Below are 24,921 nucleotides of genomic sequence, written 5' to 3'. Positions count from 1 at the left end.
TCCCTTGGATTAAGTCAAAGAAGCCCACGCGGAACGGTTTCAGACCATTCCTTTGTCAGGACTTCGGTTTCGTCTGCGCCCTCCGTGGCGCATAGTTTGCGGTAAAGGTAGAAATTCTGCGCATCACAGGTCATCCGGCATTCAGTTGCGATGGCGACCTGCCAATCCGCCCGCTCAAAGGTGAAATTCCAGGCGGTCTCAAACTTAGCGGTTGTCGGATCATCAGGGTGAATGCCGTAATGCATGCGTACATCGCTGCCGACGATCAGATCGTGATAGGGGTCGCGAGCTTTGCCGTAATCGTCAAACGTCTGCAGAACCACGCGCCCGTCTTCCAATACGCTATGGTCGGACTGCGCTGCAGGTGGGCGCAATTGCTCGGCATCGAGAACAGGAAAGTCCTGCGCCGGACCGGGCTCAGACGCCTGAATGTCATGGGCAACGTCGCGCACCGGCAGATGCAGGGCGCAGTTTTGCAAGTGCAGCGTCACCTCGGCATCTTGTGGCGCTGGCCAGATGATCGGCCAGTATGACGTTGACAGGGCCAGCCGCAACACGTGCCCCTCGCGCAAATGGTGCGCGCATTCGTTCAGGGCAATCTCACCCTCGTAAACCTCGCCCGGCTGCAAAACTTCGGGTGTTTCGTGACTGCGGTAATGGCACAGGTTCAGTGCTCGATAGCTGATCCGTTGCGACACTCCATCGGGCGAGACGTCACAAAGCCGCGCGACAAGCTGGGCCACGGGTTTGTCCACGGAAAATAGAAAATTCAGTTTTGCGCGGCCTAGGATCTCAAGCGGCGCTTGCAGCGGCGCGCTGTCGAAGCAGACCGACAGCGCGTCATCGTCTGCCTGATCGCCTGCAAGCTCGTTGTCGATCCGCATGCCTGCGCAGAAATACCCACTTTGCACCCCAACATAGCACGGCGTTACGATTGCAGCCGTGCCAATTGCGGGTTCTGCTGAGAACCCGCCAGGTGCCAGATGCCAAACCTGTTCAGTGACATGAGGCGAAGGCCACGCGGCTTCGGCAATCCAGCGCCCCTGCCGGGGGCTGTTTTGCGGCGTTGGGTTAAAGTGCTCCTGCATATATGTGCGATACGCGGGCAAGTCCTCGGCACCGTTCTCTTGCCCCTTCAACCAGCGGTCAAACCAGCCAATCACTTCGGAATGAAAGTCTGCAGGATCGAGTTTCGAGATATGAGGATAGCGGTGTTCCCACGGCCCGATGATGGCTTTGGTTGGCACCGTCAAGTTGGCCGCCAAAGCCGGGGGCGCATTGACGTAAGCATCTGCCCACCCGGTGATGGCCAAAACAGGGGTTTGGATCGCGGACCAATCCTCACAAACCGAGCCATGTTTCCAAAACGCGTCGCGCGTAGGATGGCGCAGCCAATCTGCGGCAGAGAATGGAACGTTTTGCAGCCGGGCCAACCAATCCTCACGCCAATCTGCACGAAGGTCCGGATCAGCGGGACGCGTCAGATAGGCAAACATCTGACTGCCCCAGTTCATGTTGTCACTCAGCAGGCACCCACCCATAAAATGGATGTCATCCGCATAGCGATCTACGGTCGAGGCGACGCTGACGACGGCCTTCAACGCAGGCGGGTGCCGAAAGGCCAGTTGAAGGCCGTTAAACCCACCCCATGATATCCCGATCATACCAACGTGACCGTCGCACCAATCTTGCGCGGCAATCCAGGCTATGACTTCCTCACCATCACGTAGTTCCTGCTCAGAGTATTCATCATCGAATTGCCCTTCGCTGTCCCCGGTGCCAGCTATGTCAACCCGAATGCAGGCATAGCCTGCCTCAGCGAATATCGTGTGCGTTGTTTCATCCCTTGGCGCTGTGCCGTCTCGTTTGCGATAGGGCAGATATTCCAGAATTGCTGGAGCAGGATTCGTTTCGGGCAACCAAAGTCGTGCAGCAAGCCTCCGCCCATCGGAGAGAGTGATCCATGTGTTTTCAAGGGTCTCAATCGGCATCTTGATGAGCTTGTCTGTTAGGAGCTGTTGTCGAAGAAGAAACCAGTTTGCTGGGAAAACAAATTGTGCGATCTTGTGCCAATTGATGCTATTTGCCGCGATATAGCGTCAAAACGCGAAAGGTTTTGTCTGTGTCAGAGTATTTTTCCGCCAACCTAAAATCACTGTGTGCAGAACACGGCAGTATTTCACAGATTTGCCGCGATATCGGCGTCAACAGACAGCAATTCAATCGCTACCTGAATGGCTCTAGCCTGCCTTCGGCCTACAACATGCGTCGGATTGCGCGCCATTTCGACCTGACAGAAGCTGAGCTGTTTGCCGAAACTGCGAGCTTCGAACGCATGCTAAAGGGCGTTCTGCCGCAAATTGGTAAAACACCCGTAGACACATTTCTGGATCCCTTTCGAGGTCAGCAGAAAAACCTGAGGCGCTACGTAGGTTTCTATCATTCATATTTCTGCACGCCATCGTGGGAAGGACGGATCTTCTGTTCGTTGATACGCATTCAGGAGGTTGATGGGCTTATCACGATCCGTTCCCGAGAAATCGCCACATCACCGGACAAAAGCACACACCAGATATCGCGCTACTCTGGCTTGGTGACAATGCGTGGAAACAGGATATTTGTGACCGAACACGAGCTGGCGCGCGAAGGCAGTGTCGCCAATACCATCCTATACTCCGCACACCGTCAGCAATTGAAGTATTTGCGAGGAATGACAATGGGTGTCGCATGGCGGCCATATCCACATCCCTACGCCGCCAAAACTATCTGGAAACGCTTGCACGAGCGTGTAAACGCGCGAGAGGCTCTCGGCGCTTGTGGTATCTACCCAATCCAAAGCAATAAGATCGATCCAACTGTCAGGAAACACCTAACCGAGGCTTGAAGCGTCGAACTAACATTGTTGGCTGCACAGTTCCCTCGGTACAGCATTCAGTTCCAATGACGCATTTTCTTTCAGGCTGCGCTAAGTCAACATCGCCAAACGCGCCGATGGCGTGACTTCATCCCATGCGATTTGGCGATCGTATTTAACGCCTGAGGTCATTTAGTGTCAGATTTGCAAGGCGGCTCTGTCGACGCCATCGGTCTTGCCTGTGCAATGGTTAATGTTCGACCTTGGTTGCAGTAAAAAAGCGGTTTTTGAGTTGCGCTTCACCGCGGCTGAGAATGACCGTTCTGGCGACCGCGCTGCCACACAACGATGGCCGCACTGCAAGAGCAAGTAAATGCTGCTTCAGCAATAGCCGCATGTGCATAAGTCCGGTTTGTCCGCGTTGCGGACATTCGGGGAATATCGATCAATGGCAGGTGTGCGGACTTTGCGGTCCTCCGCATATTCACTCCGGAAGGCCTCAGCCAGCCCTAAGCAGGCATTTACGAGTGAAGATTGCAAATTTTGAAAGTAAAAAATGCAAGAACTCGAAAATCTCTATTGCATGAAATTACTTAGCTAGTGCTTTAGATATGCGGTCAACTAACGCCTTTTGAACAACGGCAAACCTTGGGGTTTGCGCAATTTCCTCTAACGTTGCGACCCACAGCGGCACTTCAATCTTAGGATACACCTCCTGCGACCGTATTAGGCGGGTATCGACGTCGCCAAAAAATGAAGGCAGAAAGGTTTTTCCTGCTCCCGAGGCCGCCATCTGCTGTAGAACCAGAAAACTGTCTGCCCCGTTAGTCATTTCGTCGGCGCTTACATTCTGTGCCAACCATTTGGCAGGAAGTGAACGGCTCAACGCTCCGTCAAGCCTCATCCACCTGCGATTGGGTAAACCATCGTCAAAGACGCCGAAGGACAGCGTTCCGGCACGCTGCCCGATTAGCCCTTCCCCAAGCTTTATCGATGGGCGCACAGCAATGTCTGCTGTCAATCGGGAAAGATCATGGTGGCTGTTTTGGCTTAGTAGAGTCAGATTCAAACCTGGGTAAAGGAGCGAGATCTCGTTTATGATGCGAGGGAGAACAATCTGACAAAGACTATCGGTAGACGTAATGCGCACCTGACCCACAGGAGACCGATTTGCTCCGACAACTGCCCGCTCCACCGACAGCACTGCGTCTTCAACGCTTTCCATGGCCGAAAAGATCGCGCTGGCTTCGGGGAGAATGGAGTATCCTGACGGGCTTTTTTGAAAAATCCGGCAGCCATTGCGCTCTTCGAATGCGGCCACCCTGCGCAAGACTGTGGCATGCGTGACGCCCATTGCCGCCGCCGCCGCGTTCAACGAACCGTATTTGCTTACGGCTAGCGCGTACCGAATATCATCCCAGTTTTCGTTGTTCATAAATTAACAAGTGACGGCCAATAACAAACAATTACAAGAAAATTCGTTCAAGCTAACATTCGGAGCATTGAACAGGGAGACACATCATGATGAAGAAGTTCTCAATCTGCGCGGCAGGTCTTTTATCATTGGCCGCCATTGGCACAGCCATCGCCCACGAAAGTGAAAACCCGGCTGTGAAAGCGCGAACCTCAATCATGCAGCTCTATGCCTTCAATCTTGGTACACTTGGCGGCATGGCCAAAGGCGAGGTGGATTATGATGCCGAGGCCGCAACACGGGCTGCAAACAACCTTGTTGTGCTAACGCAGATCGACCAATCCGCTATGTGGCCCCAGGGATCTGACAATGTGTCCGATCCGTCCACCCGAGCGCTGCCGGCAATCTGGGAAAACTTCCCTGACGTTGGTGTGAAAGGGCAGGCTATGGCAGATGCCGCTGTTGCGATGCAGGCTGCGGCTGGCCAAGATGTTGATGCCCTGAAAGCGGCTATGGGCAATCTGGGTGGAAGCTGTTCGGCATGTCACAAAGCGTACAGAGCACCGCAAGACTAATTGGTAGATAGCTGTGAAGCGGTTTTTCCTTTTCACCGCTTTCGTTGCACTCTTGGTTGGGTTAGCCGGTTTGGTGCTGACCCGACCACAAAGAATGGATCAATCTAAACTCGACGGTTTGCACCCGGATCTCACCAGAGGTGAAATCGTGTTTCACGCCGCAGGATGCGCATCCTGTCATTCAGCGGCGGATGCGGTTGGTGCGGACAAGCTCATGCTCTCCGGTGGTCGCCGGTTTGAGACGGAATTCGGCACGTTCATTGCCCCCAACATTTCCAGTGACCCAGAACTTGGTATTGGGTCTTGGTCTGCCCTGGACCTGGCCAATGCTCTGATCCATGGAACGGGACCCGAAGGGCAGCACTATTTTCCAGCATTCCCCTATACATCTTACGCCAATATGTCGGAGGACGACGTCGTTTCGCTCCATGCATTCCTTGGCACCCTGCCAGCGTCCGAAGCCGAAAGCCTCTCGCATGAGGTAGGTTTTCCGTTCAACGTTCGGCGCGGATTGGGTGGATGGAAGCTCCTGTTCATGTCGCCAGGTTGGGTGGTCGAAGGTGATCTGACCGACCAACAACGGCATGGCCGGTACTTGGTGGAGGCTCTTGGTCACTGCGCCGAATGCCATACGCCACGCAACGGCTTAGGGGGTATGCAACACAATCTCTGGTTGACGGGAGCGCCAAACCCCAGCGGAAAGGGACGTATCCCCGGCCTAACCTCAGATCAGCTTGATTGGTCCGAGGCCGACATTGCCGAATACCTGAAATCTGGCTTCACGCCGGACTATGACAGCGCTGGTGGTGAGATGGTGGAGGTCATCGAGAACACGTCACGCCTCACGGATGAGGACCGTTTCGCGATTGCCGCCTATCTCAAAGCTGTTCCTGTTTCGTCAACGGGGCTTCCATCCGAGTAACAGTCCTTTGTCGCCATGCTGCGGGGACCAGATGCTGTTGCCGGTCGCCAGTAGGAAGCTGTGAGGCCTATTCCCTATTCACCAAACACCTGTTTTACGTTTTGAACATCGGAGCTCACCAATCACCCGAGTTTCTGTTCATGATTGACTGAGGGTCGTGACGGAATGACACAAAAAATCGCTCTTTGGTCCATTCCGATATCCATTGCGGTATTGGCACTAAAACTGTTGGCTTGGTGGCTGACAGGCTCGGTCGCGTTGTTGTCGGACGCAATGGAATCTACCGTGAATGTCGTTGCGGCGTTGCTGGCATACTTTGCAGTTCGGCTTCCTGAGACCTTTGCGACAGGCGACCCACTAAGCCTGTGCAGCTATTGGATCGCCTGCAACGGCCAAGCGCGGTTTGACGGGGCGCTGAAACAAATGGGCGTCAAGTGAAGCCGCCCCGCACAAACAAGGATCAGCGGCGCGCATAGCGCCGCTGACACACCTTTAGGTCTGAGTGCCCTCTACCACTAACACCACTGCCAGCCAGCGTTTGCACGCCTCTGCGTCCGTAGGGCGGGCCAGATAGTCCCGCAGAGTCCGTAGCACCGCCAGTTGCTTCGCTTCGTCTGTGATCCCTGCCATTACCGGTTCCAGTAGCACCGCGTTTTCCCGGTAGACCTGCGCCAGAACCAATAATTCATCTTCACGAGCAGGCTGCGTCCGGGGACGGCCACGCCGTCCGTAGCCCTTCCCGCGCTGATCTCTGGGGGCTTGGGGTTTGTCTGGCAAGGTTCGCTTAGAGTGGTGCTGATCCTGCCCGTCTCTCACTTTCCACGTCCGGGGTGTCGTGTCGGGCTTTGATTCACGTCCGCGAACATCAGCCGGGCGTCGCCCGGCATTAGCGACGCGCCGGGGCAAATCCTCTAACAGCGCCTTACGCCATGCTGTGCCATTCTGCCGGTCGATTTGTGTCCGCCGGTACCGCCACCGAAGCCAATCCGTGACTGCTGGGGGCAAGTTCTCTACAACCAAGTCGCCCAGCGCGTCACGAAACGCGCACTCGTGTTCGCCCAGGTCAATTGTGCTGCCCGGCAACCATGGGTTTTTCTTCCACTGATCCCCGAGCCGGTTCGCTGCACGGCGGGCTTCGGCACGGTTCCACTCTGCGGAGGACACTCTGCCGGTTTCAAACCGGCGTTTCTGGCGCTCACGATAGGCACGCGCGGCATGAGGCCCGCAGTGGCTAAGACACCGACCCTGTTTGCTTTCTTTGATTGGTGGATTGGCGCACGCGGCCCCTGTTTTCAACCGCGCGCCACAAGTCCGCGCACCGGGGCTACCCATTCGGTAGAGTTCACCCCGTTCGCGGAATAGGTGTTCGTGTTCTTTCGATGCGAATTTCATGGCTTATGACGATTGGTGCTTTGCGGCTCATGGGATATGTTACTTTATAACGTTGTCTCAATCTTTGACCAGCGGCGCGCTGACGGGGGAAACCTCGTGGACAACAGAACCCTGCATGCTTAACACCGCTCCAATACTGCAAGTAGTTTTGAGGCGCGTTCTCGCGGCTTAATGAACCGAGGTTTTGAATGTATGCATTTGTCGATGAAACTGGAAACACAGGACCAAACCTGTTTGACCCCGACCAGCCTGAGTTTTTGACGGCGGCGCTCATCACGCGAACCGACTTTGATGCTGTCCACACCAAAAAGTTGAATGAACTTTGCAGGCAGCACAGCGTAGACGCACTCCACGCCTCTGTGTTGGGGCTAGGTCCAATTGAATCAATGGCACCAGGAATCCTAAGGCTCCTAAAAAGTGCAGATGCCCGGTTCTTTGTCTCTCGCGTAGAGAAACGATACCTCTTGGCGACAAAGGTCTTCGATACGTTCTTTGACAGCGGCGAAAACCCTACCGTTCCTTGGGACGCCTACAATATACGTCCGCTGCGCATGAAGCTTTCGTTTGAGGTAGCAAGTCTACTTGATGACGATTTAGCTAAGTTGTTTTGGGCGATGCTCATGGCAAAATCCGAAGCTAAAGCCCGAGCAATGATCCCTGAAATTTGCAGTGTATTTTTGTCTCGCGTCGATGTTCTGCAAGATGAGAGAGCGAGGCAGATAGTCCGCGACGCTTTCACGTGGTCGTCTGAACATCCCGAAGCGTTGGATATCTTCATTGCCGGGCGTCAAGCAAAAAACGGGCATATGCCAAATATGGTCGCGTTCAAAAATCTGCTTGAGGGATTGGAGCATTTTTCAAAGAAGTGGAAGCGCTCTGTTCGCCGCATTGTTCACGACCGGCAGTCACAGTTTGAAGGAACTCTGGCAGAGTGGCACCGCATGACGGCAAATGCCTCACCCGAGCCTCTGCGGCTGCCCGGAGAGACCCACATTCTCAGACAAGTGTCAGGATCGGAGTTTTCTATTTCCGCTTCGGACAGGAGTGCAGGAATACAGATCGCCGACTGCGTGCTCTGGGTTTTCCGGCAGTTCCTGAAAGGCAAGCAGCTACCCCCAAATACGGTGCGGCTGTTGTCGTTTGTGATTAGACGCGCTTGGCAAAGTGATTTTTCTTTTAAGGGAGTCAGCCAAATGCTGAATGAGCGGTACGCTGACATACTCTCCACTGAATTGACGCCTCAGCAGTTAGCCGAGGCGTATGAACTTCGGGACAGTTTTGAGCGTCAGCGGAGAGAAAACATAGCCCTCTATGAGCAAGATGGCCTGATGCCTTACCAGCGCGAATTGCAGGTGAGATTATTGCCGCGAAAGGACTCGAACTGAAAAAGATGCACTTAGCCTTGGAACGAAAACTCAAATCGTTCGCAACGAGGGAGTAGGTTTGCGCAACTCAACGCTCGATGGTGTTGTGGAGTACCCAAAACTCAGAAACCACTTAAAATAGTTGGAAAAAAATTGCCTAGGTATGATGTTTTCGAACAAAACAAAAAGATCTTGTGCCGAGAAGAGGAAACAGGCCGTGGAGTAACAGGTTTCTTCACCTACTCCGGCAGCAACATCGAAACTAACTTAACCGCATTTGATGAACTAATCCCGATTTCGCAAGAAGGTTCGATAACGCTTTTGGCGGAAGATCTTCATTTCATCACCCTACGCGATAATCTGGTGATACATGGGGGCCGGGGAAGAATTTCTCCGACTGAACTGCGAACAGAAACTCTGCAAATTCTCTCTAGCGTAGCAGTTATTGGGCCTACACCGTGGACGGATGACATGGTTGTAAAGAAGATCAGCTTCGATGCCCCGGGGGCCGAACCAATAATTAACAATCAAGACTTGGTGTCAAAGCTTTCCGGCAAGAGTAGGTTTGCAGAACACGACAGGCGAATAATGGTATCCAAAGCAGAAGATATGACAGTTTCTGCTTGGTACGCGGCGTCCTACAGTAGAGCAGATTTTCCGACAGATTGGGGGCCTCGTATAGAAGTAAGCCTTCATAAACCATTGGGTATAGACCAAGTATTCTCCGCACTCTTTGGCGTTACCTCCTTTCTGTCGTTGACCATGGGTGCTGCAATTAAGTGGGAGAACGTCGATATAGCGCCGTACGACGATCAAGAAATTCAAACGTTTTTAGAAGAAAGAAAGGACTTTGAGTTTTACAAGCTAGTTCATCTTCAAAGTGACTTTGAATCTAGCCCGCGCTTGACACCATACGGGGCACCATATTCCTGTGCCGACGAAGACGAGAGTTCCACGTTCGGCGATGCCTTGGCGTTTTGGATCAACCGATATGATAAGTGGAAAACGGCGTACACTCTAATGCAGAGCATGATGGAGAAGCGTGGGTTCATTGGCCCCGAAAGGCTTTTGGCTGCTTGCAAGTGTTTAGAGCAAATTCCCGATACCGAGGGCTTAAGCACGATGACCGACGAACAGATTTCCAGCATCATTGCCGCCGCGCAAAAAACCGCAACCGACTTAGGCTTCAAGGAATCAAATGGCAGGATCAAGGACGCTTTAAAGCGTGTCGGGACCGAAGCACACTCTGAGCGATTTCAACGACTGTTATCGCGCGCGACGCAACGAGTATTTGTTGGTGAGAGGCGCGATAAGATGGTCAATGATTTAAAGAATGCCATGCGATTCCGAGGTCATGCTGCTCACCGCGCGCTGAACGCAGAAACAGAGGGTGAATCACGACGCCTGTACCGAGCGATCAGCGCCGTCGAGTGCCTGTGTTTTTTGCTTCTGATAGCAGACCTTCCGAAAACGCCGCGTGGGCAAGAGCGATTGTTCAATAACACTCTGGTAGAGGATTACTTGCACGCATATTGACGAGAGTCATCACTCTAACTATATGGCTATTCTCAAAGAGCACAATCTAGACCAATTCCTGCCCGAACAAGAAGAAAAAGGTTGAAGTGCGATTCCAAGCTAGCCTAGTGAAACAGCCCGAAATTTTGTCATAGTTTAAAATCAGTTCGCACTGCGAACAAACTTAACCAGCGTTTCAACACGCTCTGCCAAGTCCAACACGTCCAAATTTGCAGGTGCCTCACAAGCCACCCGGGCAACTTTCACCTTATCCACTCCTTTGAAAACCAACTCGCCATCTTCCTTGCCTGTATCGCCTCTTGTGCGCTTACGCACGAAATGCAGAGCATGGTCATATTTACCGCCCCGATGAGGCTTTGAATATCTGGTCGAGTGAACCTGTTGGACTGCGCTTTGCAGGATATCGTGGTCAACATAGTTCTCAATTTCCCGCCCGCTTGTTATCCAAGCCAAGCCTTCGGCATCTTCGAATTCTTGAGCCACGCGCTGTTTAGTATATCGAATAGTCCCTGCGGAATTCGCTAGATCACTGTCGATCACAACGGCACTGTGCCGGTTCAATGCCCGCAGGTCGATCAATCCTTCCACGTCCTCCTCATCGGCGCTGAGGTGACTTAGGAGGCGACCACCGTAGAACATGATCGAGTAGTGCGTCCCTTCTTTCAAAGTCTCATCGACCGCGTTTATCCAATGGCGCAGATAGATACGGTCTGACGGCCCTTCGACCCAGATCACGGCGTTTGCCTGTACAATGTCGGAAGCCTTATAGCCAAGATCGTTGCACAGCTGGCGTCGTTCTTTCTTGAGGCTGACGTTTCTCACACGGGTCTGCTCTCCGTCATTTGTAACGTGAAAAACCGACGCATCCGCACAATCAATAAAAGCCGCCGAGTGGGTAGCGATGAAGTATTGGTTCTTTGTGTTTTCTTTCAGATACTCAATCAGTTTTCTTTGAAGCAGCGGATGTAGATGGATTTCCGGTTCTTCGATGCAAATAATCGAATTCTGTTGGAGCGTGCAGTAGGACGCAATCAGAACAACTTCGTGAATGCCTGTACCCAGGGCGGACAAAGGCAGTGTTTTTTCGTCCATGTGGACGTGGACGTGCTCTTTGTCATGAGGGATTTCTATCTGCGCTTCCGGCTTGCCTGTTACGTCTCTTAGAAACGCGTTGATTTTTTCAAATCTCTTTTTGTCTTGGGCAAGGTTCTCTAGGCTAGGATTTTGCAGTTCGGCAAGACGGTTGATCAGTCCTTTGCCCCCGAATCCTTCGAATGGGTCGGACTTTGGGCCAAGTTCCCTCTTGGCTGGGATCAAGCTTATGGGAACTGTTGGTGCCTTAGCCATCTTACAGAAATAGGAATTCAATACGCGCGCAAATCCGGCACGCCCTACATTACCGGTCCCTACCACAGTGTCTGCTGCTTTGTGCAACCAGTAGTCATCAACTTTCGCATAGGAGTGCGCGGGAATATCCGGTTCGAGCGGGGACATTTGATTGCTAGATTGCGACGGAGGTTTTGACCAAACAGCGTTGTTTATGGATGACGCTTGGATCATCTGTTTAATCGTATCAAGGCAGTTTGTTCGGTTGGTTGCGTCTAGACGCGTCTTCTTTGCCAGCGCCTCGGTCGCGCTTGTCAAAACTTCTTCTACAGGAGTTCCAAAAGCAAAAGACAGGTTTCCTGTTGGTTTGCCTTGATAGACCTCAACCGGCGAAAGCTTAGTGTTGTAGTACCCACGGCTCTCGCGAGAAGTTAGCTGTTCCGCAATAAAGCTCAGAACTGTTGACTTCCCGGCATTGTTGGCGCCTACAAAGATATTCATGTCGCTGAACGGTGCTATGTGCTGCGTTTCGGAACCAATGCCTCGATAGTATTGCAAGGCCAAGCCGTGAAGAAAAACAGGCATTCTTACCTCAAATGATTTTTGCTCATAGCAGCTGCGTATCTGTCGCCGCCGTCGCCAAAAAGTGACACGAAAGTTTCATAACGACACCCCAACTTAGCCTGACGAAATAGTCAAATACTATTCCGGCCCAACTATTTCTGCGGGTTTCGTTTGACGCCGAATTCTTTATCAAGCGCAGCCAGCTTACGTTCTAGGTCAGTGTTGATCTTGGCCAGGTTCTCTCGCGACCGGCGATCTTTCTGTGCGAATTCTAGCGCCTTGATCACCTGCAAATCGCGTGAAATGGCAACGCGCAAATCGGGTGCGCCAAACGCTGGGTTTGTCAAGCGATGCTCAAACACCCGACGGGTGGCAGCCAAAGACGCCAATCGCATAGTGTGTTGTTCTTGAGCGTGTGAACTACTCGCCACGCGGTCACTCGTAAGGTGCATTTCAAGCAAGTTCATCCGGTCCTGAACTAGCATAGGGTCCGGTGCCCGTGCCGAAGTAGCAACTCGTAACGCGTCTAGTATTTCTTGCAACCGAGCAGTGCTCACCCGGCGCTCTCTTTCTTCCAACTGCGGATGTGACGCTCGTTCGTTTATCTCGCTTTGAACGTCCTCAACCCACTGCTGTTGCGCTGCGGCGCGTTCAGTCGGATCGCTCACGGCGTTCATTTGCTTTTGCAGAGAAAGTCGACCCTCGTGCCCGAGGCGGCGCACTGTGGTAGTCTTTGCGTTGGGTCCTGAAATTACTGTGCTGTGCTGATATGTGCTGCGATCACCCAGTGGTGATCTAGGTCGGTGTGGATCAGTGACTGGCGTGGCCTCAGTTCGATCCACGGCGGCGTCAAGGCCCACGGCCAGCGCTTCTGCCGGGGTGCGGCTGTCCTCGGGCGTTTCCGAGGGTTGCTGGTCCGCTTTGGCGTTCTTGCGGGACTGATAGACGGTTGCGCCGACTTCGACCGGGGCTGCGATCCCTTCTGCGAGAGCTTCGGTCACGATTTCACGGGCGGACATTTCTTGGCCGGTGGCAGCCCGGGCAGCAGCTTCGCCGCCTGCGCCGGTCGCCATCTGCGCGGTCACGTCCTTGCCTGCTTCTTTCACGGCACCTTTGAACAGTTGATTTGCAGCGATGCCCTGCCCGGCCATTTCGGCCAGCGCAATGACGACACCGCGTCCGAGACCGCGCCGGGACGCTTCGGCCATGAACGCCGGGTCACGGATCAAAGCCTCGGCTTCCTCGGGCGTTTTGGGCGACACGCCCTGTTCTGCAAAAAACTCGTTTACGCTCGAACCGAATTCCTGCGCCACGGTGCCGCCGCCCAAGACCAGCGCACCGGCAGCAGGGCTGCGGGTCGCCAGTGTGGTTGCGGCAGACGCACCCATCTGCGGCAAGCTTTCCGCTGCCGTCTCGCCCAGAAACGCCAGAGCCGTGCCCGGGTTCTGCGCATAGACTTTCAGGACGTCCAGCAGCGTGTCCGGTGCTTCGGATAGAACCTGCTTAAAGGCTTCTGCATTGGGGCTGCCCGGCAGCGCGGCGGCACGGTCGTTGAAACCCTGCGCCTCTTGGATGTTGCCGACGGCGGTTTGCAGGACTTCGCCTTCGTTGCCGACGGCTGCGGCTGCGTCACGCGCACGAATGTCGTAGGTCTGCCGGAAGGTGTTGGCGAATTGCGCCGGGTAGCCAAGACCCGCGATTGCAGCTGACGCCAGTTCCGGGGTCGAAATGTCCACGCCCTCGGGCACGTCAGGCAGCCGGGTCGTCTCAAGGAAAGCCTGCCGGATCAGATCGCCCTCAGACAGCGCCGCGTCCGCCAATACGGTTGCCCCTTTCTGCGCTTGAAGGGCCGGCAGCGACGAACGCGTCCGCAGCACGCCCCGCTTGAGCGCGCGGCCAAGCGCTGTTCCCTGCGGATTTGAGATAGACGGGTCGCTGTCCAGCGTGAAGCCGTCAGGCAGGCCGGGCAGCTTTGACAGGTCAAAGTCGGCAGCGGGTTTTGACTCGTTGTCGCGATGGATCGTGCCCGGGTTAGGAGCGCCGTCTAGAGTGAACCCATCGGGCAGCGGCGGTGTCGCCGGTGTGCTGTTGCCTGCGGTGCCTTGGAATAGAGCCGGGAAATCTGCCAATGGGTTGTTCCTTGTGCTTTCGGCGGACGTCGCCGCGTTGGGCACGATTCTATTCCTGACGGCGTAGCGCAACAACGATTGCATTTACTAGATTTGACCAATCAGCTCAGACTTTTTGGTGAGATCAAAGGCGTTCCAGCCGTCAATAGACCTGAGTTGGCTTTTCTGATAGAATGCTCGAATTAAATTGCTTTTTTGTCATATCCTCAAAGCGCGGCTGTGTGGGTGCTTTTTTGATGGGGTGAGTTTTGTTTTATACTGCTTTCATAAGCTACTCTAGGACAGACAAAGTTATTGGGACTAAGTTCCACGACTTCATCGAAAAATACAAGATTCCGAAACCTCTTCGAGATCGATCGAGCGGAAAGCGCCTGGGGAAAATATTTCGCGATCAGTCGGACTTAGCCGCTAGTCCAAGTCTTCGCGCGGAATTGGAACAATCATTACTCGATTCTGAGTATCTCATTGTTCTTTGCAGTCCTGAGGCCGCCAAGTCAAACTGGGTTAATGACGAGATTTACACTTTCAAATCAATTGGGCGCGCATCAAAAATAATTACAGTGCTTGTCGATGGACAACCTACTAAGTTTGACCCGCAAACCGCATCTAATGGGGCATTTCCACCCGCTCTTTTTGACAACGGTCGAGACATAGAGACACAACAACCGTTTGCTCCCGACCTTCGAGAGTCTTCGGACCAATCCAAGAACGGTGACGGCTTTGAGCTCGGATGCCTAAAGGTAATATCTCAGATTTTAGATGTGTCAGTGTCTGAACTCACCCAACGGCACATCGAAGCAATCAAAGCTGAACGCCGAAGAGCGATCATACTTGCGGCATCGGGTGTAACCTTATCCGTCGCCGCCATCATTGGAGCGAGTTTGGCGGTTGTTCAGACCAAACAGGCCAATAAGCGTCTTGGTCAAGCGATAGACTCTGCGACGAGTTTTGTCTCAGCGTCATCGCAAATAAGAGATGATTTTGGAGTACCATCATCCGTTCCAGAGCGTTTGCTGCAACATGCGGAAAATAGATTATCACCAATCGTGGTCGATGTGGATAACAACCCCAGGCTCTTGCTCGAAAGCTCGAAGTATCATCTGAGACTAGCTGAACTGTATGATGTTGTTGGTCGCACTCCCGAGAAGCTAGACGCGATTCAGGACGCTCGCAGCAGTTTAGCCACTCTCGATGATGGCTCCATGTTCAATTGGCAACAGACTCTTTTTGGGCAGAGTGTATCAAAAGAGGACACAGTCCTAACCAAACTATCACTCTATGACCTAGAAACCACGCATCACGTAAACGAAGAACTGAGAGGCCCAGCGATCGATACTTCAACCGCAGCGGTAGATGAGGCGCGGCATTGGTTCGAAGTTACCGGAACCGGACTCTGGAATGGCCAGCTAGCCTACAGCCTTTGCAATTTAGCGTCCGTTCACTACAACTTCGGCGAGTTGAAGCCAGCCAAAACTCGCTATCTTGAGTGTTTTGAAACCGCCCAGAATACCAACGCTCATGATCGCAATGTTGAGATAGACGCTCTTCAGATCAACGCGCTAACGCAAGTGGGCATGTTGCACAGGGCTCTCGAACAAAGAGAACGAGCGTTCGAAACCCATGGCCACACCCTAAAACTGGCGAGTGAGATCGCCGTCAACTATCCAGAATCCACAGAAGTACGGCGCTTGAAGATGCGGGCCCACGCGAACTACGCGGACTCCATACTCGGGAGCGGTCGGTCATTGGATGAGGCTCTGGCGGCTTATTACGACGCACTGACTGAAGCAGAGTATTTGACTCAATCTGATCCAACTAGAACCGATTGGAAACGGGACAAAGCGCTACTACTGGAAAGACTTGCATCAACCAAACTACAGTCTCTTGATGAGCTTCCGATTGAAGAGAGAAAGGCCTCGTTTGCAAGTATTGACCGGTACATCGACGAGGCCATCGAAATCTTTGAGCAACTGAACGCGGTCGGAGCGGGAGGCTCACAGCGATTGACGGATCTGTCTGTCGGGTTTGAGGTTCGGGCCAACAGGCACCTGATCTTCTCTATGCTAATTGAGGACGCCAGCTATCTGGAAAGAGCGGCAGCGGACATTATGAGAGCTATTGATCTCAGGGAAACGATATTGGCGCAAGCAGGTGGTGAAGAAGCGTCGATCCCTGAGACCTACAAACTAGCCAACGCACATTTTAACGCCGGTAGAGTTTTTGCTCAAAAGGACGTCGATTTAGGCATCGCATTCTTCCACTATGAGCAGGCACGTAAAATTCTTCTTGGACTTATTGCTGCTTCAGATGAGCAACCCGGATGGCTTTTCGAAATTGCTAATATTCATTACCAGAGAGCCGATGCGCTTTCCGCCAGTGGTGACGATGAAAGCGCATTTTCGGAACTAAAGAAAAGTGCAGAGATCATAGAAACACTCATCTCACGATACCCAGAGAACCACCTTTATGTTGGTGCCAAGACTGATGTCTCTGAGAAAATAAAAAGGATTACAAAACCTGAGTGAATTAGAAGAAGGGAAAGGATCATGGCTTCAAACAGGTTGTTGGCAATAACCGCGATCATAGCCACTGGTGTATCTACAGGCGAAGTTCGCTCAGAACCCATCTTGAGGTTCGAAAACTATCGTCAAGCTCTAGACAGTTTGCTCGCACCCAATAGCATAGATTTTGATGGGTTTACCAACTTCATGGGCAACCCCCCGACTTCTTGCCCTATGCTGTCAGATAATGCGAACGACTTGGATCCAAACCTTGAATACTTTGACGCCAGTGGTAATCCAGTGTCTCCGACCCCAACTGGCAACGGGAGTTTAGGTCCAAATCTGTCATGGCATTGTGCTGCGCCAAACAACAACTCATCATTTGGCTCTTCGCTTTCGTCAGGATTTAACTCCGGCCTACCTACACGCACTTTCCTTCCGTTTTCGGGCAACAAAAGACGCTTCACTAGCGCTCAAACTGGTGAGAAACGCAATCAAACCACAAACAACCCACGCCGAATGCGTTCGTACAACAGCTTTGTAGCAGAGGATCTGTTTCTTATCCCGTTGCTTGCTGAACCCAATCTCTCTCTTACCATCGAATTTGAAAATGAGAGTATTGAGGGAACAGAATTTGAGGCTGGCAGTTCTAGTCGAGAAGTTAACCTTGCTGCCATAGCGCAATACCCTGTCGGCGACCGCTCATTTTATGGCTTTGGTGTGAACTTTGGTTACAAAGACGGGACAGTCGACGCACCTTTTCTGGCCCCGTTGCCAAACTCGGTTGATTTGAGCAACACAGAAAACGAATACGCGGCAGTGTATCAGGATGCTTGCTCCCGTATAAGCGACGGCGAGATTCAAGAAACGTTTTTCGCAGCTTTTGCATTTGCCCAGCGGCCGTTAGGTGCACAATCTGCCATCAACTTCGATCTTGGTGTAAACTATTCGCGCCAGAAGTATAGCAACGACCTGTGCATATTCACGTTGCAAGACGCCAGTGAACCAAACCCGTTGTTTGCTGGCGAAATTTCTGGACGCCCAACGTCTGTTGAATTACTTGCGTCCGTTGCCTATCAAAGACAGATTCCGATAGGCCGAGCGCTTTTTTTCCCCAGTGTTGGTGTTCGATTTTCGCACAAGCGGATAAGCAGCTATTCGGAAACTGAAAGTCCAATCTCGGCCATCAATGATTTCCTAAAAAATAGCCCGGGTTGTCCAAGCGGTTGTAGCATAAATGATGAAGCAAACCTGACCGGCGCGTCACTAACTTACGATGCGCAAGAAATCACATCGATTCAATCAGAAATCGGCGGCACGTTGGCCGTTCCAGTATCAGGAAGGCGCTGGAACGGAAATTTGTTCCTCGACGCATTTTACTTTCACGAATTCAATGACGATCAACGTGAAGTGGTTGCTCAATTCGCCGAAGATGGACGGGACAACCCAACCCGGTTCAGTTTCTTGGTGAACCCACCCTCTCAAAACTACTTCGAAGTTGGTTTGGGGTTGCAGGCGGCCAGCACTAGGGATGGTCGCTCCGCTCTATATCTTCGTGCCTCTACCATTCTGGGAGATGATATTCGCGATGGCTATCGTTTGGGCGGTGCTTGGCAGTTCGTCTTCTAGACGCGGGAACCTCTTGGGGTGAGTCAATCCGATTAAGAAACACCCAAGATGCCTTCGTCTAGGGTGTCTCGGGCGTACAGGTTCAAAGCACACGGATGGGACTACTATTAGTCACTTAGTAGACACCAGCTCATCCATTTTTTCGCGGTAACGCATCAGGCGTTTATTGACTTCCAACAAATCCGCGCAAAGTTCTCGATAAACGGGAAACCCTCTTTGGATTTCTTGTGGAGATTTCTCAGGATGCTCTTCAATCTGTTGTTCATACCACCGGCGGTACCTTGCCTGCCACTTGGTCAAATGAGGCCTAAGCCCCAAGTTTAGAACCTCGATGGAGAGCCGAACAATCTTGCTGGTGCTGTCGCTGCGTACTTTAGAAACTGGTATCTCCTTAACCAGCTCTCGTGTCACACCGAAGAAATTGTACCAAGAATCATAAACTTCAACGATGACATCGTTGTCGAGATCAATAGGGAGACCGATTTTTCGTGTGCTCAGTTCGACCCAAATCGAATATGCGATCTGTCTGTCTACGTCATTCGGCTTGAACTTCATTTTGAACTTGCCGACGCCGAACTCCGCTCCATCGATTTCGAAGTCAGAAATTTTGTGCGATGACCAAAGCCTCCAAAACCAAAAAAAGCCCCCGGCAACTGCGAGCATGACCGCCAGCGGCACCGTGTCGATTTCAACGCTTAGATGCCAGTTGTCACTGACTACAAAGGAAAACAAATCAGAGGGAATATTCTGAGGATTTTGAGAACTATTCCGATCATCCATGATACGTACTCTACGAGAAATCGCGGTTCGTTGCTATCTTCTGTTACTATGTCGAGTTACGCGTGGCCTACAATCCAACTATTGTGCAAGTTAAAGTAGATTTTGTCCAAATTCGAAGCCTGGAATTTAATTTTGGAAGAACCAACTCTAGTTCATGAACTGACTCCCCAAGAAGCGCGCGATTATTTTTGCCGCACGGCATCGTATTTTGATATGGAGTTACCTCCATACTTCAACTTTCAGCCACTTCTCGAGCATTCGTTCGCAGAAGCGAAGAACACAGAACTGAAGACGCTCTTCAGTTGGAAGGCAGAGCAGTTCGAAGAATTAAACTATGTTTTGATGTACAATAAGGACGGAGACATAGGCTGGCGACCGTTCGAGCTAAAGCACCCCTTGATCTATGCAAAGTGTATTCAAGTACTGACTGAGCCGCAGAACTGGCGATTTATCCAAGAACGGCTAAAGTCCTTTGCAGGTGGGGTTGTCGAATGCTGCTCGCTGCCTGTTGTTGATCTCGGCGTAGACCCAAAACCAAAAAAGAAGCAAATCTTGCATTGGTGGAAATCAATTGAGCAGCGATCATTGGAGTTGTCTCTTGAGTTCAGCCACGTCAGTCTAACCGACGTATCAAACTGTTATCCTTCAATCTACACCCATGCCATCTCATGGGCACTTCACGGGCGCGAAGAGGCGAAGAAAAGACGAAATGATCCGAACCTCCTCGGGAATCAGCTTGATAGACTTATTAGAAGCTCAAGACAGGGGCAGACGAACGGGATACCGCAGGCCTCGTTGTTGTCTCACTTGTTCGCGGAATTGGTGTTGGGGTACTGTGACACTTACATCCAAAAGAAACTTGATGGTATCAAAGACGTTGTCATTCTCAGATACCGCGATGATTTCAGGATTTTCGCCAACTCCGATTCAGATTGCTCCAAGGGCCTCAAAGCCATTTCTGAATGCTTAAACGTCTTTGGCATGAAGTTGGGTGCCTCGAAGACGTCTCGCTCGTCAAATGTTGTCCTTGGCGCTGTCAAACCAGACAAAATCGATGCGTTGTCCCTAGCGCGGCGCCAGTCCACCCTGCAGAAAGAACTCTTGGTGATCCACCGGTTTTGCACCGAAAGACCAGGCTCCGGTGCCACCAAGTTCTTGATCCGAGAGTTTTTAGATCGTCTGGAACAAAGACTTCCTCGCAACGCCTGGAAGATTGAAAACCCAACTGTCCTTGCCGCCATATTGTTGGATATATCCGCTAAAACGCCCGCTGTGTTTCCGGCTGTCGCGACGACAGTCAGTAAGATCATGCTATACCTTTCTGATTCTAGCCGAGACGACCTTTTTCAACTTGTGGGAAAACGAACTAGCCGTATACCGAACAACGGGTACATGGAACTCTGGTTACAGCGAATTGCATATCCCAATCACCTCAGTTTCTCGAGCTCCGAACCGATGTGCGCACTTGTTGATGACCAAGCCACTCGGAGCCTTTGGTGCAACAAATGGATCCGGGAGAACCAAACCAGATCAAGCATTGAGCGGTATTCAATCGTAGACCGCGCAGTATTGGATGACCTGCCCCCCGATATCCAGAATGAAGAGTTCGATTCGTTCTGGAGAGAGTATGGCTGAAACTAGGGGACGCACAGGTGGTCGGACTCGCAGATGACTCATTGGTAGGGTTAATTTCAGGAACATACTGTGGCAGCCCCAACCGAAAGCTACCCACAATACGGATCTCAAACTTGGTGATTTCTCGCCATCATTGAGGATCTATCACTTTGGCCTTTTCGCCGAGCCTGTGAAAAACAAAATATCTTTCGAAAAATAGACGAACTCATCAAATGTACGTCACGAGCCACCAACCCTCATTTCGTCTGACCTATAAGTCAAAAAGCCCAGATACCCGGCGCTTGGTATACGTGGGGTATAAACAAAAGCGTGCGGCGTCCGGGTGAGGCCGGGGGGTGGGGTGCGACATTCCGACTCAAGTGCTAATTGCGTAGATACGCAGGTATCCGGCGTTCTTCGCATTGGGCTGGATCATCGCCCGTTTGGACATCGATTTTTGAACCCGGGTGCAATTTTGCGCGCGGCTCAAAGGCGAAATCTCATCTGACAACACGCACTGAACACAGAAAGCGCGGCATGGGCAACACAAACCAAGAACGAGACCCAACTTCAGGTCAAATCCCTCACAGGAGAACACCGAAAGGCGGTTTCACTGAAGGTCGGCGCATGCAGCATGTAGGGGCGCACCTCTCGGGCAGATTGGGGCACTGCTGGGAATATCCTCCAAGCAAGCCCAGCGCCTCTTTGACAAGCTGACAGATCGCCTGTTGTCGGAAGCAGAACAGGCAGATACCACAGCTCTAGTTGGCGAAGCACTTGCATTTTATCAAGCTGTTAGAACCGACTGCATGGAGATTGCAGCAACCAGTGCCGACGCATCAGTTCGCCTAAAAGCTATGGAGACAGCGCTCGCGGCAGAGGCAGACAAACACCGATTTCTTCAAGCTTTTGGGTTGTACAGGAATGCAAGATATGTCCCACAAAAGTAGACACTGCAAGTGAAATTCTTTCTTTTGAAGCTCGCATAGTTAGGCAAAAACCTCTTCGATGGTTTTGACAAAATCCAACATTTCCTCGTTAAGCGTTTTTGCATCGGAACCGTAGTGAGCTCTGCGATGGCAGTTTGGGCACAAGCCAATCATGTAACGCGGGTCATCAGGACCACCGTCACTAAGTCTACGAATGTGGTGCACTTCCAAAAATGGGGCGCCATTAGAAGTCTGAAATGGCGCTGGATCGCCGCAGCTTTCGCATATGCCTTTTGCCCGGGCGAAAACGTAATCCCGGACCGCTTTGCTCCGTTCGAAAACAGTGCCTGAGGAGGATTTCCCTTTGCTCGGTTGGTTTACAGCAGCGGCCATGGCACGCTTACGCAGGGTGGCAAGGTCAGAGGAGTTTATATCGATTGGCGCTTCGGCGATCTGTGCTTGAACGGCTCCAAGTGGGCGGAGCTCAAACACATACGCCTTTCTCATGCCGCCTAGACTGTCTGGAGCTTGTCGCTCCAACACATCTTCTACTAAGTATTGCCCTTCGAACCGGAGGCCGCCTTTCTGTTTCTGGAACAGCAGAAGGTCTTTTCCATTTGCGGCGTGATCGCGAATGGCCTTGTTGCCTTTAGCCATAATCATGTCGCCGACTTGCCCTTCGCCAAAATACTCGAAAACCCCATCTGAACGCAGACCATCCTTGTAACCGTGATGACCTCCTTCCTTTGCCGTTACGATAACGATCAGGTTGTGTTCTTTAGGGGTGATGATGCCTCCCTGTTGTTGGCCGGAGTATTTCGCATGGATGTCCTGGCGCCGGTTGTATGTCCGGCCAACTTCAAATCCCCAAGTCACTAACATTCCTTCCTTTTCAATATGCGATGAGTTCTGACAGCCCAGAATTCTAGTGTCGAGATTGGATGCGCGGCAAAGTTGTGCCAGCTTCAGTCGCTATTTAATTCGTTTGAGAACAGCAATACGCGCTAACTCGTGAGCATCGTTCCAAGTGTCGCCAGCTTGTCCTATCAGCCGTTTTCTACGATCGTCGGTCGGGCCGTGAATAATGGCAGAACGAACTTTGTAGAATTGTCTCATCTTGTCTTTGATGTTGTTTTTTTCCTCATCATCGTTGGCTAAGTAGTCGCCTGCCGCGTTTGCGAGCTCTCTAGCAATCGACCGTCCCCGAGGCTTGAAAAAGCGTTCAAAAACTATCGCCAAATCCAAAATCTTATCTTCAGTGGCGAACCGACCTTCTCTGCGGTGAGCTTCCGCAAGCCTTTGTATTATTGCAGCATATTCAGGGTACTCAGTCTGCCGCCTTCGGGCAAAGAGGTCTTTTACGGCTTCTATCTGTCTTTCTTCGACTACTTCAAACTCTTGAAACGGAGAATAAAGATGGCTTATCGAACGCCCTTTGTGGCTGTTCGCGGGGCCTCCATCTCTGCCAAGCAAACCACCCGCCCGTCGGGGAATACACCCTTCAAATGTCGCCAGCCAGGACACACGTCGACTTAGTGTTATCGAGAGAAGATTGGAAAATTCAGCTGCCCAACGATGAAAAAGAGGTGGGGGCTGTCTCGTTTGTGTACATGGTGGATCATACATTCCACCAAACTTTGGTTGCCACGGGAATCTGCGCGCAATTCCAAAAACCGGCTCCATACGACGCCCACTGACTTGCTGCGCCGCCACTTCATCCAACCATTCGATATCCACATGCGTCGAAAGCTCGTGAAATGGGATCAGAACATATTCTTCGCCAAGGTCGACTTCAGTTCCAAAATTTAAGCCGTGGAATACCGCCACATCTAACGCGACACCCAAAGGCTCGGGGTACTGCGACGATTTCGGTATCGAGGCGAGCCTCAGAAGCTTATCCAAGTCTTGAGAAGATCTGAGGAAGCGATTTGGATCGCTTTCCTCTTGGGCTTCCATAAGGCCAACAATCAAGTCTATCAGCGTCGTCAACGAGGTTCGATTCAAGATTCCGACTTGAAACTCATCACGACTAAGCGTGTTTCCAAAAGCAGTAGACAATGAGGGATGAGCGCGAAGAACCCCCCGAACTGGGTCTAATGCGGCTTTCAACTTTTTGAACTTGTCGGAGTTCTGGTGGCGAAACTCAAACATCGCGTCGTTATAGAGCTTATGTATGGCATCGGTGGGGTATGGGGTCTCGTCTACGCCATTTCGAAGAATGCGGGTGTACCCACTTGCACTAAAATACCATTCAAGAAAAGGTATTTGAACAGCGCTCAACTTGCTCAATGAACTGGAAAGTCGTTCGGTCCAATCGTTTGGTTCGAATTCGGAAGTAGTCATAAATCCACGTTAGGTGATGGTGTCGGGTTTGGCCCTTTAGAGTCTTCCAACTTCTATTGCAGAAAACCCAATGCTGATCTTGGTTGTCTGACGAGACGTCGCACCGCAGCGTCCCAGAGTGGACAATCATCGATCAGACGGCATTAGATCACGACGAGCCTCAGTTTGCGGTTTAATTCAGGCATTTAGTTTGAAACATAGGTGAAGCCGTGAGTCTAGGCTGGTGGCACGTTACAAACTGATAGGAACTGTTCTCAATGGCCTCGAATATTGAAGTTGGCGATAGTGTTTATGTCTGTCGAAATCGGCTGCCTGGAACGGACGACAATGGTAAAGCATTCACTTCTACCAAGGTCGTATCGCGAGAAGAACGGTCAATCAGTGTGGAGCTGCCAGGTGGTGCATTTAGTGACTTGATTTCTACAAAGTTTGCACACCACCGGGTTGGAGTGGCAATTGTTTCGTTTGCTGACTTTCATACGGAAAGTGTTCTGTTGGATCCATTGGCCAAGACGGTCCTGCAGTACTGCCGATTATTGTTTGGCGACGACAGCTACGTGCGTAACTTCAAGCTTCGGACCGAACAGGAACTTCGGTATCTTTGCAAAAATGGTGAATTCTCACCTTACGATCACATCGTTATACTTGGACATGGATCACGGGAGCTGAACTTGTGTGGAACTCTGGGAGATATATCCGCTGCTAAGCTCGCTGAGATGTTTGAACTCAACTTTGACGCTCCTTGGAATTTTACATTCTTGTGCTGTCATCTTGGCAGGAACAGATTTGCAAAACGGTTTTCGAGCAGCCGCGCTTGCAACAGCTTTATCGCACCTTTCAATTCTGTACACGGCGCAATTTCAGCCCAGTTTGTACAAACGTACTTGATCAAAAACCTCCTGGAAGGACATACGATTAGTGTCGCTCATCGCCAGGCTTCAGCATCAATTCCTCCTAAATCATCATTCCGATTGTGGAAAAATGGAACCTTGATCAGTTAGCCAGCACACGATCGTAAATTGACCGGAAAATCGCCGATGATTGCCTTC

Annotated in this window: 18 protein-coding genes; 10 read left to right on the top strand and 8 right to left on the bottom strand. The window is 51.7% G+C overall.

What is annotated here, in order from left to right; translation table 11 throughout:
• Window positions 1–14 precede the first annotated feature (14 nt).
• On the bottom strand, window positions 15–1,991 hold the full coding sequence (locus AC2FGE_RS10720) for a CocE/NonD family hydrolase (protein ID WP_496819210.1): 1,977 nt from the start codon (window positions 1,989–1,991) through the stop codon (window positions 15–17).
• A gap of 131 nt (window positions 1,992–2,122) precedes the next feature.
• On the opposite strand from AC2FGE_RS10720, the gene AC2FGE_RS10715 reads away from it, so the two are divergent.
• Window positions 2,123–2,884, top strand: coding sequence for a helix-turn-helix transcriptional regulator (locus tag AC2FGE_RS10715; RefSeq protein ID WP_496819209.1), 762 nt, complete (start codon window positions 2,123–2,125; stop codon window positions 2,882–2,884).
• Between the two features lie 559 nt (window positions 2,885–3,443).
• On the opposite strand, the gene AC2FGE_RS10710 is transcribed toward AC2FGE_RS10715, so the two are convergent.
• On the bottom strand, window positions 3,444–4,289 hold the full coding sequence (locus tag AC2FGE_RS10710) for a LysR family transcriptional regulator (protein WP_496819208.1): 846 nt from the start codon (window positions 4,287–4,289) through the stop codon (window positions 3,444–3,446).
• Between the two features lie 86 nt (window positions 4,290–4,375).
• Here AC2FGE_RS10710 and AC2FGE_RS10705 point away from each other — a divergent pair, with 86 nt between their 5' ends.
• The 3 genes from AC2FGE_RS10705 (at window position 4,376) to AC2FGE_RS10695 (ending at window position 6,203) form a co-directional block, all read left to right on the top strand.
• Entirely contained in the window at window positions 4,376–4,843 is a 468-nt protein-coding gene (locus AC2FGE_RS10705) for a c-type cytochrome (RefSeq protein ID WP_496819207.1), read from the top strand.
• Between the two features lie 94 nt (window positions 4,844–4,937).
• Complete coding sequence (locus tag AC2FGE_RS10700; RefSeq protein WP_496819206.1) at window positions 4,938–5,765, top strand: c-type cytochrome; 828 nt, start codon at window positions 4,938–4,940, stop codon at window positions 5,763–5,765.
• A gap of 165 nt (window positions 5,766–5,930) precedes the next feature.
• Window positions 5,931–6,203, top strand: coding sequence for a cation efflux transmembrane domain-containing protein (locus tag AC2FGE_RS10695; protein WP_496819205.1), 273 nt, complete (start codon window positions 5,931–5,933; stop codon window positions 6,201–6,203).
• 54 nt (window positions 6,204–6,257) lie between these two features.
• On the opposite strand, the gene AC2FGE_RS10690 is transcribed toward AC2FGE_RS10695, so the two are convergent.
• On the bottom strand, window positions 6,258–7,157 hold the full coding sequence (locus AC2FGE_RS10690) for a hypothetical protein (protein ID WP_496819204.1): 900 nt from the start codon (window positions 7,155–7,157) through the stop codon (window positions 6,258–6,260).
• A 188-nt stretch (window positions 7,158–7,345) separates the two neighbouring features.
• Between AC2FGE_RS10690 and AC2FGE_RS10685 the strand changes: the two genes are divergently transcribed.
• Both AC2FGE_RS10685 and AC2FGE_RS10680 read left to right on the top strand, forming a co-directional pair.
• Window positions 7,346–8,542: a DUF3800 domain-containing protein gene (locus tag AC2FGE_RS10685; protein ID WP_496819203.1), complete on the top strand. Its 1,197-nt coding sequence runs from the start codon at window positions 7,346–7,348 to the stop codon at window positions 8,540–8,542.
• A 171-nt stretch (window positions 8,543–8,713) separates the two neighbouring features.
• Window positions 8,714–10,057, top strand: a complete 1,344-nt coding sequence (locus AC2FGE_RS10680) for a hypothetical protein (RefSeq protein ID WP_496819202.1) — start codon at window positions 8,714–8,716, stop codon at window positions 10,055–10,057.
• 141 nt (window positions 10,058–10,198) lie between these two features.
• On the opposite strand, the gene AC2FGE_RS10675 is transcribed toward AC2FGE_RS10680, so the two are convergent.
• Both AC2FGE_RS10675 and AC2FGE_RS10670 read right to left on the bottom strand, forming a co-directional pair.
• Entirely contained in the window at window positions 10,199–11,968 is a 1,770-nt protein-coding gene (locus AC2FGE_RS10675) for an AAA family ATPase (protein WP_496819201.1), read from the bottom strand.
• A 131-nt stretch (window positions 11,969–12,099) separates the two neighbouring features.
• The gene (locus AC2FGE_RS10670; protein ID WP_496819200.1) at window positions 12,100–14,076 is read right to left on the bottom strand and encodes a hypothetical protein; all 1,977 of its coding nucleotides are present in this window, start codon (window positions 14,074–14,076) and stop codon (window positions 12,100–12,102) included.
• 248 nt (window positions 14,077–14,324) lie between these two features.
• On the opposite strand from AC2FGE_RS10670, the gene AC2FGE_RS10665 reads away from it, so the two are divergent.
• A complete protein-coding gene (locus AC2FGE_RS10665) occupies window positions 14,325–16,601 on the top strand; it encodes a TIR domain-containing protein (RefSeq protein ID WP_496819199.1) in 2,277 nt (758 codons plus the stop codon).
• Window positions 16,602–16,622: 21 nt separating this feature from the next.
• The gene (locus AC2FGE_RS10660; protein ID WP_496819198.1) at window positions 16,623–18,206 is read left to right on the top strand and encodes an autotransporter outer membrane beta-barrel domain-containing protein; all 1,584 of its coding nucleotides are present in this window, start codon (window positions 16,623–16,625) and stop codon (window positions 18,204–18,206) included.
• 111 nt (window positions 18,207–18,317) lie between these two features.
• On the opposite strand, the gene AC2FGE_RS10655 is transcribed toward AC2FGE_RS10660, so the two are convergent.
• Window positions 18,318–18,986 (bottom strand): hypothetical protein, encoded by a 669-nt coding sequence (locus tag AC2FGE_RS10655; protein ID WP_496819197.1) that lies wholly within the window; start codon window positions 18,984–18,986, stop codon window positions 18,318–18,320.
• 102 nt (window positions 18,987–19,088) lie between these two features.
• On the opposite strand from AC2FGE_RS10655, the gene AC2FGE_RS10650 reads away from it, so the two are divergent.
• Window positions 19,089–20,621 carry an RNA-directed DNA polymerase gene (locus AC2FGE_RS10650; RefSeq protein ID WP_496819196.1) on the top strand — a complete coding sequence of 511 codons (1,533 nt, stop codon included), beginning with the start codon at window positions 19,089–19,091 and terminating at the stop codon, window positions 20,619–20,621.
• Window positions 20,622–21,589: 968 nt separating this feature from the next.
• Here AC2FGE_RS10650 and AC2FGE_RS10645 read toward each other — a convergent pair.
• Together AC2FGE_RS10645 and AC2FGE_RS10640 are read right to left on the bottom strand one after the other, a co-directional pair.
• Entirely contained in the window at window positions 21,590–22,411 is an 822-nt protein-coding gene (locus tag AC2FGE_RS10645; RefSeq protein ID WP_496819195.1) for an HNH endonuclease, read from the bottom strand.
• 90 nt (window positions 22,412–22,501) lie between these two features.
• A complete protein-coding gene (locus AC2FGE_RS10640) occupies window positions 22,502–23,818 on the bottom strand; it encodes a hypothetical protein (protein ID WP_496819194.1) in 1,317 nt (438 codons plus the stop codon).
• A gap of 311 nt (window positions 23,819–24,129) precedes the next feature.
• Between AC2FGE_RS10640 and AC2FGE_RS10635 the strand changes: the two genes are divergently transcribed.
• Entirely contained in the window at window positions 24,130–24,873 is a 744-nt protein-coding gene (locus AC2FGE_RS10635) for a hypothetical protein (protein ID WP_496819193.1), read from the top strand.
• Window positions 24,874–24,921: the final 48 nt, after the last annotated feature.

It is taken from the genome of Ruegeria sp. YTSA075 (assembly GCF_059610245.1).
This window is presented reverse-complemented; position numbering and strand designations above follow the sequence as displayed.